General features: G+C 38.4%; 7 protein-coding genes. All 7 read left to right on the top strand.

Features of this window, described 5'->3' with window-relative positions; all coding sequences use genetic code 11:
- The first annotated feature begins 381 nt into the window (after positions 1-381).
- Entirely contained in the window at positions 382-1,530 is a 1,149-nt protein-coding gene (locus H8B17_RS14185) for a PDDEXK nuclease domain-containing protein (RefSeq protein WP_190309867.1), read from the top strand.
- 120 nt (positions 1,531-1,650) lie between these two features.
- The gene (locus tag H8B17_RS14180) at positions 1,651-4,719 is read left to right on the top strand and encodes a DEAD/DEAH box helicase (protein WP_190309866.1); all 3,069 of its coding nucleotides are present in this window, start codon (positions 1,651-1,653) and stop codon (positions 4,717-4,719) included.
- A 111-nt stretch (positions 4,720-4,830) separates the two neighbouring features.
- The gene (locus tag H8B17_RS14175) at positions 4,831-5,865 is read left to right on the top strand and encodes an HNH endonuclease domain-containing protein (protein WP_190309865.1); all 1,035 of its coding nucleotides are present in this window, start codon (positions 4,831-4,833) and stop codon (positions 5,863-5,865) included.
- Between the two features lie 8 nt (positions 5,866-5,873).
- Positions 5,874-6,245 carry an HIT family protein gene (locus H8B17_RS14170; protein ID WP_190309864.1) on the top strand — a complete coding sequence of 124 codons (372 nt, stop codon included), beginning with the start codon at positions 5,874-5,876 and terminating at the stop codon, positions 6,243-6,245.
- A 42-nt stretch (positions 6,246-6,287) separates the two neighbouring features.
- Positions 6,288-6,902, top strand: a complete 615-nt coding sequence (locus H8B17_RS14165; RefSeq protein ID WP_190309863.1) for a hypothetical protein — start codon at positions 6,288-6,290, stop codon at positions 6,900-6,902.
- 203 nt (positions 6,903-7,105) lie between these two features.
- Positions 7,106-7,492, top strand: a complete 387-nt coding sequence (locus tag H8B17_RS14160; protein WP_190309862.1) for a (deoxy)nucleoside triphosphate pyrophosphohydrolase — start codon at positions 7,106-7,108, stop codon at positions 7,490-7,492.
- A complete protein-coding gene (locus H8B17_RS14155) occupies positions 7,483-10,632 on the top strand; it encodes a DUF3427 domain-containing protein (RefSeq protein WP_190309861.1) in 3,150 nt (1,049 codons plus the stop codon). The genes H8B17_RS14160 and H8B17_RS14155 overlap by 10 nt, the downstream gene beginning before the upstream one ends.
- Positions 10,633-11,056 lie beyond the last annotated feature (424 nt).

The following is an 11,056-nucleotide window of genomic DNA, read 5'->3' as shown; positions in this document are numbered from 1 at the left end:
AGGTAAAAATCGATTCTCTGAATAAAAGAAGACAATTGTATAATCAACAAAAATTAATAAATTTATAACTCGAAAGTCTCCTTAAGGTTCCATCCTAATGTGTCTAATTTAGTTTGAAGACGTACAATCAAACTAAAATGGCATCTTTTGAACCGTAACAGCTGGCATCATCTGACCGAAATGACTGGCACAAATCGAACCGTAGTATCCAACTTGGGATGGAGAAACCAAAATAATTGGTATGGGCTTATTCGGTAATGTATTCCTATTTAAAGATTTAGATAAATTTAAGATTAGAGTATAGCTAACAAGTATAACAGACAAAAGATAGATAAGCAGAGACTATTTGTTTAAAGTGAGTCCCAAAGAAATAAGTAAAAGATGGAAACAGATAAACCCTATATAGAATTACTGACCGAGCTAAAAACGAAAATTCGGCAGGCTCAGCACCGTGCTGCATTATCCCTCAATACGGAGATGCTCGTGTTGTACTGGTCTATGGGAAATGATATCTCTACTAAGATCAAGGAAGCTGGATGGGGGGCAAAGGTTATTGACCAACTTTCTAAGGACCTAAGAAGTGAATTCCCGGATAGTAAGGGGTTTTCTATTCGTAACCTAAAGTATATGCGGGCATTCGCAGATGCCTATCCTGATTTTTTGCATGAAGACCTTTCAAAATCTGAAAAAGCAATTGTGCAACCGGCGGTTGAACAATTAGAAAACACAGATAATCAGAAAGATAACTTTGTGCAAGAGGGGCTTGCACAAATTAAAAAAGATAGTTCTCCAATTGTGCAAGGCAAGCTTGCACAATTAAGTTGGTATCATCACATTACTCTATTGGATAAAGTTAAGGACAAGGAAACGAGATTTTTCTACATCCAAAAAACCATAGAAAATAGTTGGACAAGAGACGTGATGGTATTCCAAATAGAAAGCCGCCTCCACAAACGTCAAGGGCAGGCGATCACCAACTTTGAACATACACTCCCAAAATCGCAATCCGATCTCGCCAAGCAAATGCTAAAGAACCCATACGTATTCGATATCATGGGTATAGCGGAAGATATAAAGGAGCTTGAACTGGAGAAAGCTTTGATCAAAGAGATCCGAAAACTCATGTTGGAACTGGGAAAGGGCTTTGCTTATGTTGGTAACCAATATCATCTACAGGTTGGTAACGAGGACTTCTATCTGGACTTGCTATTCTACAATTTCCATCTGCATAGCTTTGTGGTATTTGAGCTCAAAATTGGGGATTTCAAACCTGAATATGCCGGAAAACTCAATTTCTACGTCAATGCCATAGACGAGCAGATAAAAAGTGAACGGGATAATCCCACTATCGGTGTATTGCTATGCAAAACACCAAATGAAACGGTAATCAAATACTCACTCAAAGGGATAAATTCCCCTCTGGGCGTAGCGGATTATCAACTGCCGAAGAAGCTCAAAAGCGATATGCCTACCATTGAGGAATTGGAATCGGCGATAGAGAAATCGAAGGATGCGAATTCAGATGCTTAAACAAAAAAAATACCTCTAGTGCTCGTACATTACTAAAACGCTCAAAAGAACTTAAGTTATATGAACCTGCGACAAAACACGAAATTTTGATATAGCTAAACAATAATAAGAATTAGAAAATTGGAAAAACAGGATATAATAAGATTTTGGAGAGATATTGAAATATTCGACCTCCCAGACTTAAATAAAGACGCTGTACTCATCGATTTAAGTGTTCCTTTGCCTTGGGAACAGAAAGTAAAAGAGCCCAAAAAGAATTATAAATGGCGCTATACCATACTTTTTGGTAAAACCGAGAAAAAACACATAATAGACTATCTAAACACTTTGCTTAAAGCGGACGCACCAAATGATTGGGAAGAAACTCTACAAGGTTTCAGCTGTTTCTCTGCTCTTATTTTAGATGAAGAAGGTCGGTATCAACAAGATAGTTATATAATTGCAAGTTACATTTTCGGTATAAATGCATTAGAGAAAAAGAAAAGTCTCGCATCTGTCTCTGTCGAATTGGATAAAGCTATGGCAGCGTTCTATGAGAGATATAACATTTTCCAAAATTACGACAATGATGATGATGACAAGATTTCTGGCAAGGGGGATATCGTAAACTTCAATCATTTAAATAAAGAAATAGCCTACCTAAAAACACTCACTCCTTGGAGCAAAAAAGAAATCAGGACATTTCTATTAGTTGAAGAAGTACCTAAAGACAGTGAGCCCAATCCAAGCTTTATGAATAGCTTTTATTTGAATGATCTCAATCATTTGTCTACTAAAAAAGAAAAAAACCTTAGCACGTCACTTCAGCGATACCTCCAATTAGAGCCGAACGTAAAAACTAGGAAGGACATTATTAAAGATAAGCAAAGTCTTTTTGACGCAATCAATCCAATTCAGATGACGGCTGGACGTTGGCCATCAAACGTTGAGCATGGTCTATATGCCGCACAAGCTGGAGCGTTGAACACTATCTTTTCAAATTTAAGAAATCAGGAAGGTATACAAGGTGTGAATGGGCCTCCAGGCACTGGAAAAACAACATTATTATTGGACGTGATTGCTGAGATCATAGTAGAGAGAGCCAAAGTCATTTCAGGATTAGGCTGTGATGGAATATTTCAAAAAGGGTACAAAAAGATTGAAAAAGAAGAAGGCTACGATTTATATACTTACAACCTTCACTCTTCACTTCAAAATAATTTTGGTATAGTTGTCGCCAGCAATAACAATGCGGCTGTGGAAAACATAAGTAAAGAACTCCCTCTTAAAAGAAAAATAGATGCAGAACATTTTCCTGATGCCGAATACTTTTCCGAATGTTCTTCTAAACTTATAGATGATGAAAGTTGGGGTGTATTAGCGGCTGCTTTGGGTAAAGCAAAGAATCGCAGTAAGTTCAAGAAAGCTTTCTGGAAATCAAAAAAAGATGAACGAGATTTTATTGGATTTGAAGATTTATTGTACGACGTGTATAAAGATGAAAATAATGATTCTACAAACATCCACCGAAAATCATTCAATAATTTAAATAACCAATTCAAAACGTTATTGAAGGATTTTGAATTCTTTATAGCCAGAGCAAGCTCTTTTCATAACCAGTTACCTACATTTATCGAAAACAAAAAGCAGGAGAAAAGCTTAAAAGCTGAACTGACAAGGATAGACAATGACCTATTAAAACTAGAGAAAGAAAAACTATCTATACAAAACAAGGAACTTGACACAAAAAAAGAAGTCGAAGGACTACAAATTGTCTCAAAACTACATGTACAACGTAAGCCCTCTTTTTTCTTTTTCCAAAAACTATTTAATACTAACAGTTTCAAAAAGTGGGATTCTGAAGCTACAAAAATTTTCAAAAACCTTTCCAATAAGCTATCGGAAGTAGAGGATTTGAAAAAAAGCCTACAAGCAAACGAAAATAAAAATGAGTCTTTAGTATCCATAAAAAGTGAACACACGATCGCATTATCACAATTGGAGTCATTTTTCAACAATTATAAAAATTTAGAAAATGTTCTAATACAAGAGTACGGAATAAGCGATCGTAATTTGTTCAATATGTGTTTCTGTGAAAAAGATGTATCAAACATTCATTTATTGAATCCTTATCACTCTCCGAAAATAGCCAAACTCAGAAGCGATATCTTTTTGACTGCCCTACAATTACACCGAAGTGTCATTTTAGCAAATGCTAAAAAAATAAGAAACAACTTAAATGCGTATTTTGAAATGACAGCTGGCTGGATTAAAGTTGACTCGGGTATATCTCAAAATTTATGGGATGTATTTTTTCTTTGTGTTCCTGTAGTTTCTACCACTTTGGCTTCGGCAAGTAGACTTTTTCCCAATTTAAAAATGCAACAAATTGGATGGTTGTTGATTGATGAAGCTGGTCAAGCTACTCCACAATCTGCTGTAGGAATAATTTATCGATCAAAAAGATGTGTGATAGTGGGTGATCCATTGCAAGTTGAACCCGTTGTTACTATACCTGAGAAGTTAGTTACAAAACTAAGAAGCGAGCACCGAGTTTCTGTCGATTGGTCTCCTTATAAAACTTCCGTACAACAATTATCAGATAGAATTTCTTTTTCAGGAACGTATATGGCCGTCGGCGATATGCAAGAAAAAATTTGGACCGGTTTTCCTTTACGAACTCATAGACGTTGCGATGACCCAATGTTTTCAATCGCTAACGAAATAGCCTATAGTGACCAAATGGTAAAAGCGGTAAAGGACAATTCAGAGGAAGTATTTATAGGAGATTCAACTTGGTTTAACGTAAATTCAGATACTGTAACACTAATAAATAAGCATGTCATCAAGGAAGAAATCTCGTTATTAACTCAAAAAATAGCAGAGTTAAGAAACGGAAAATATGACGGAGATATTTATATCATCTCGCCATTTAAATCTGTTGCCTCGTATTGTGATACAGCTTTCAAACATGATAGAAAAATATCTTGTGGCACTATCCATAAATTTCAAGGAAAAGAGGCTGACATCGTATTTCTAGTTCTCGGTAGTGACCCTAAATCATCGGGTGCAAGGAATTGGGCATCAAAAAAACCTAATATGCTTAATGTAGCATTGACCAGAGCAAAAAAACGATTCTATGTAATTGGATGTAAAAAGAATTGGGGTGCCTGCAACTATTACAGTACTATGCTTCACGCCTTAAGCTAATAGTAGACCAAAAGTACATAGCGTCAAAACCAATGAAAGAGGTGAATACCATATGTTTAAAATAAAGATGTTGATTTGTTATTGTATCCACATTCTTTTTAAATTCGTCTAATGAACATCTTTCCATCAAATTCACAACTTCCCATCCACCACCTAGCCGCGTGCTTCAACAGTACCTCGGCTACCTATAAATTCTATTGGTTGTTAGCTATACTGGATGCTGTACAGCAGCAACAGCGTGAGGTGGAGAAAAAGCAGCTCTTTGCCAGCATGCTATCGAACGCGTGGTATACGGTTAATTATTTCCAGGTGTCCTTCGGACAGCAGGACCTGATACAGAGCACCGTGCGGCAACTCAAGGATATCGAAGGCATAACAATAGATGAACAAAGAACACAAATACAAAATCGATTAGTACAATCAGAAAACCGGGATACGCTGAAGCTTTTGCGTCACTTTGACAATCAAGTACCGCATTGGTTCCTGAGCCCTTGGTATCCGGGAAAAGGCAAGAGAGAAATCTATCAGCTTTCCCAGAGTGGGGAAAACCAGCCGATCTACCAGCTCCATAAAGACCGGATTATCATACCAGATGATTGGTTTAATTACTTAACAAAGCATATACGCATCATTCGGGACTTCGTTTACTGGAACCTTTCACTATTCTTGCAGGCAAGAAACCCCAACGTGCCGGATATCCCCAATAAGCTAATAAAACCCGCCATGCGAAATTCGTTGGTAAAACAGCGGAAGTTTTGGGATTATGTCATCGATAAGAATCGTCCGCTCTATTGCATCTATACCGGCAAGGAATTATACAAAGGGCGCTATCATGTGGAGCACTTTGTACCTTACAGTTTTGTATCGCACGACCAGATCTGGAATTTGATCCCCTCAGATAATACCTTCAACGTGAGTAAAAGCAATAAGCTCCCTCCACTGGAAAAATACTTTGATGCATTTTATAATATGCAGGAACTGGCGCTGCAAACCTATTTGTTAGACAAACCGAATGAAAAACTCTTAGAAGACTACTTTTATATAGGCACGGATTTACGGTATGGACTATCCAAGGAGAAATTTTACGATGTGATCAATCCGTTGGTGACCATCGCTTCTAATAATGGGTTTGAGTTTTTATATTGATCTAAACGATGAGCATCCATAACTTTTTCGAAATTCCGGCAGACAGGCATATAGGGCAGACAGCGCATTTCTTCCTCATTTATGATGGCTATCCGGTATCGCCTGGTCATATCCTAATAATATCAAAGGTGCTGCGCAAAGATTACTTTGAACTATCTATTGATGAAAGGGCCGATTTGGATACAGCCATTTTTCTAGCAAAAGAACTTATCGAAGAAAATCATCATCCGGATGGCTTCAACATAGGCATGAACTGCGGTGAGCCCGCTGGTCAAACGGTTTTTCACTTTCATTGCCATGTGATACCAAGATACATAGGCGATATGGAAGATCCATTGGGCGGTGTGAGACATTGTGTAGACGGGAAAGGTTATTATTGAAATTAGAGAATAAATATAGTAGAAAACAGATAAGTTGATAAGATGAGTAATTGGTTCGAAAATAATCCCACAAAATCCATAATAGCATATACGCTTACAATACTTGTGGCGGCATATGCTTCAGCATATTTCATATTACACGAAAACAAAGAAAGACGACATAATGCCGAAAAAGAAAATTTAAATATAATAATTCAAACCCAACGCGAACGTATAAATCTTTTGGAATATGAAAACGATAATTTAAGAAACGAAATCAAAGCTCAGACAGAAATTCTCCAATCGATACCAGGAACTACAAAATATTACGAAGAAAAAATTGCTACTTTAAAGAAATCTATAGTGGACAAAGATACATCTTACCAAAATATAGGAAACTCCATAAACACTAAATACATTATTGAAAGCGACTTGATCGACATCGGGCATGCTTTTGTTGACAATCTTACAGGAACATCAATTGGGATAAATAGTATTAGTATAGATAGGGATGCCTCTGGAGTCATCAATTTGCCAAATCGTCCTGAAATTAAATTCTCTAAAATATTGGCAGGACAACGGTGGCAATTCAACTTTGAAAAAAGAAATTTCGAAATCATTATATTAGAGCTAAATTGGGTCGGAAACAAATACAGAGTAAAGATAATCGAACGGTAGGTTACGGTATCGTTTCAAAAGCTTTCAGAATTCAATCTAGAAAGCTTTATATTCTTTTCCTTAGACCGTTTAAAACGAAGTCAGTGACAATATCGGGTACAAAGAGTACGGATATCATCATTTTCCAATTTCACAAGAGTTTTACCCAACCCATCAAATCGACACATAATATCCACACCAAATTTTACTATATTTAATGCATTATGCTTCACGTAACCTGTGCCATCATAGAAAACGATAAAAAAATCTTAATATGCCAACGCTCCAAGCAGATGAAACTTCCACTGAAATGGGAATTCCCTGGCGGCAAAGTTGAAATTGGAGAAAGCAAAGAAAATTGCTTGGAAAGAGAAATCCACGAAGAGCTAGGCTTGGAGATTGAAATAGAATCGACGCTCACTCCGGTGGTCCACCACTACCCTGAATTTTCGCTCCGCCTCTACCCTTTTCTTTGCAAATGGACAGGCGGTTCGCTGGCTATTGCCGAGCATGCGCAGGCCATCTGGGTTGATAAAAACGAATTACAAAATTACGACTGGGCAGAAGCGGATGTGCCTATTATGAATGAACTCATGCAATTATGGAGTTAGGAATATACGAAAGCTTAATCACTGAACAGATTAAGTTGCGTCTGGCTGAACTGGACCGCAAGCAATATTTTATTGCGGACGATAAAAAGCTGGATAGCGAAGAAGCAGTCTTTTATTTAAGTGCACATTTGAATAAGGCCATTTCCAATGCTTTAAAAGCTATTAAAGTGGAGAAGAAAGATCTATTGGTTACCAAACAAATAGAGATATCGAATAACCTGCTGAGATACCTGACACAACAGATTAGTCAATATAACTTTGAAGAGGATTTGCTTAATGCAGAAGGGTGTATCTTACAGGGTGTATTAGATCAATTGCACTCAGATTATACCGACATCAGTTTACATCTGAAAGAAATTACACCATTATCTCGCCTTACACAAAGCGAATTATTCACGGGCGGGAATGTCGGTCTTTCCCTAGATGGCGAGCTTAAAAAGGAAATCCGATCTGCCGACCGGGTGGATCTATTGGTTTCTTTTATCAAATGGAAAGCGATCGTAATCCTGAAAGATGCATTGGAGGAATTTACCAACCGTGGAGGTGTGCTCCGCGTGATCACGACCACCTACATGGGTGCCACGGATGCAAAAGCCATTGAAGAGCTTTCAAAACTTAAAAACACAACGATAAAGGTATCATACAACACGGCAAATGAGCGCTTGCATGCAAAAGCTTATCTTTTTTATCGTAACACCGGATTCCACACGGGATATATTGGTTCGTCCAACTTTTCACGCTCGGCTTTGACAGATGGACTAGAATGGAACGTGAAGGTAACAACAGCGGAGATACCGCATATTATTGATAAGTTTCAGAAAACGTTTGAGTCGTACTGGAACAATGCAGAGTTTGAACTATATACACCGGAGAAACTTATCCGACTGGACGAAGCATTGAAACAAAATAAACTGGGAAAAAGTACAGATGAAATCGTTCAGTTTTTTGATATAAAACCGTACCATTACCAAGCGGAAATTCTAGAAAAACTGAAGGTGGAAAGGGATGTGCATGGCTCCTACCGCAACCTCGTAGTGGCCGCGACAGGTACGGGAAAGACGATGATCTCTGCATTTGATTTTAAGAATTTTCTTAAAAAGAATCCAAAAGCCAAACTGCTGTTCGTAGCGCACCGTATTGAGATTTTAAGACAGTCGCTGCATACCTTTCGTAATGTATTGAAGGATACGAACTTTGGTGAACTTTACGGTGATGGGCATGAGCCTAGAAGCAAAAACAATGTATTCGCGACTATTCAGACGTTGAGCAAATTGGATTTTGCTTCCTTCTGCCCTGCTGACTATTATGATTATATCGTTATTGATGAAGTACATCACGCCGAGGCTAGTACGTACAAAAAGGTCACGGAATATTTTAAACCAAAGGTGCTTTTAGGTTTGACCGCTACGCCTGAGCGTATGGACGGCAAGAGTATTTTGCCTGACTTTAACCACCGCATCGCAGCGGAGATTAGATTGCCGGATGCGCTGAATAACAAATTACTGTGTCCATTTCAATATTTTGGTATCTCGGATAATGTGGACTACAGCAGCGTTGCCTGGAGAAATGGCCGATATGATACGGAGCAGCTGAGTAATATCTATACGTCGAACGATACGCGTGTGGCTAATATTATCGAAAACCTCGTGACATACTCGAAAGATTACCGCGACGTTTGTGCTGTTGGATTCTGCGTAAGCCAGGATCATGCAAAGTTTATGGCGCGTAAGTTTAACGACGCGGGGTTGCAAGCGGACTATCTGATTGCTGAGAATGCAAATAGACGAACGGATGTATTAAATGCACTCCGACGAAAAGATATCCATTATTTGTTTGTGGTAGATATCGTAAACGAAGGTATAGATATTCCGGAGATCGATACGGTATTATTTCTAAGGCCAACCGAGAGTTTGACCATATTTCTGCAACAGCTCGGTCGCGGTCTTCGTCTCCATGATAACAAAGATATATTGACCGTATTGGATTTCGTAGGGAATGCGCGGGATGAGTATGATTTCGAAAACAAGTTTAGAGCGCTGATAGGAAAAACAAATACAACGGTCTTATCGGAAATTGAGCGGGATTTTCCGCACCTTCCATTAGGTTGTTCGATAGTGTTGGAGAAAAAGGCGAAAGAGTATATCCTCGATAATATCAGGAAAGCTACCCAGTTAGGTAAACGACAGCTTATAGCGCGAATCCAGGGATTTCGCAATCATACGGACAAGCCATTTACATTGGCAAACTTCTTAAAGTTTTATAATCTGGAGCTCAAGCACATTTATAAACACCACCTATTCTCCACGCTTCGTGCGGAGGCTTTTGGTACTGGTTTGGATAGTGCAAATCTGGATCGTTATAAGGCGATGTTAACGAAAAAATGGATTGTGACGGAATCGCTTAGTTACTTCCGGTTTCTCCTCGCTTTGATCGATGTTGATTTTGATTTAACCCAGCTTGCACCCACAGAGGAAAATCGCTTGATGGCGCTTATGCTACACTATGATTTTTGTCAGACGGCTACTCATGAAATGACTTTGGAAGAGTCGATAAAAACCATCGGCTTGAATAAAGACTTGGTGGCTGAGATGAAAGATTTTCTGGAAGTGAAAATTGATAAGATTGGATTTGAAGAGATTCCCTGTGTGGACTTGGGATATGCTTCCCCGTTGCAGATCCACGCATGTTATACTAGGGAACAGATATTGGTCGCGATGCGCCTAAGTACACTGGGCAAGAAAAGTTCGAATCGAGAAGGCGTAGCGTTGAATAAAGCGCTAAACACAGAAGCATTATTTATCAATCTGAAGAAAAGTGAGGAGGACTTCTCTCCTACCACGTTATATGATGACTACGCCATCAATGAGCTGTTGTTCCACTGGCAGTCGCAAAATCAAACGGCTGATTATTCGGAAAAAGGTTTGTCTTACATCACGCAAAATGAAACTGGGAAAAAAATTCTTCTTTTTGTAAGGGAAGCTATCCACGATGCGGACGGTTTTACGCAAGGTTATGTGTTTATAGGCCCTGCTCACTACGTAAGCCATACGGGATCGAAACCGATGTCTATTCAGTGGAAGCTGGAGGAACCTATTCCGGAGTACCTTTGGACGGCATCGGCGAAGATGGTGGTGGGGTAGTCTGGCTCTTCCGTTACGCTTTAACTTATGATTTTAAGTACCGATAAATATCTATGACCAGGCTAATCAGCCCACCTATAAAAATATAACTCCAGTACTTACGTAAAGGTAACCAACCGTCTTGACTGGCATATTTTGCCATCAATCCAAGTGCGATAACTGCTATAGAAGTGATTACGGATACCATATTATACAAAAAAATAAAGATAACGATTAATATAAATATGCGAGCATACTTACAACAGCGGAGATATTTATTCACAATGAAATACTGCATTATACTGTTAGAATTATATTTCGTTAAAATTTGTTAAAAGGGCTTTACAAAAATAAGAAGGCATAGGAATTGATAGTATTTCAGTAATTCATAATTTAGGTTAATAATTGGTTAGTTAGTAAAAATCCTGAAGCTCCCCGCTTCAGG

Source organism: Sphingobacterium arenae (assembly GCF_014692505.1).
Lineage (GTDB): Bacteria > Bacteroidota > Bacteroidia > Sphingobacteriales > Sphingobacteriaceae > Sphingobacterium > Sphingobacterium arenae.
The sequence above is the reverse complement of the archived record's forward strand: the minus strand, read 5'-3'. Positions and strand labels throughout refer to the sequence as shown.

Excerpts from the sequence above, each read along its gene's own strand:
- H8B17_RS14175 (WP_190309865.1), top strand. The coding sequence starts at position 4,831 with ATGAACATCTTTCCATCAAATTCACAACTTCCCATCCACCACCTAGCC.
- H8B17_RS14165 (WP_190309863.1), top strand. The coding sequence starts at position 6,288 with ATGAGTAATTGGTTCGAAAATAATCCCACAAAATCCATAATAGCATAT.
- H8B17_RS14160 (WP_190309862.1), top strand. The coding sequence starts at position 7,106 with ATGCTTCACGTAACCTGTGCCATCATAGAAAACGATAAAAAAATCTTA.
- H8B17_RS14170 (WP_190309864.1), top strand. The coding sequence starts at position 5,874 with ATGAGCATCCATAACTTTTTCGAAATTCCGGCAGACAGGCATATAGGG.
- H8B17_RS14185 (WP_190309867.1), top strand. The coding sequence starts at position 382 with ATGGAAACAGATAAACCCTATATAGAATTACTGACCGAGCTAAAAACG.
- H8B17_RS14155 (WP_190309861.1), top strand. The coding sequence starts at position 7,483 with ATGGAGTTAGGAATATACGAAAGCTTAATCACTGAACAGATTAAGTTG.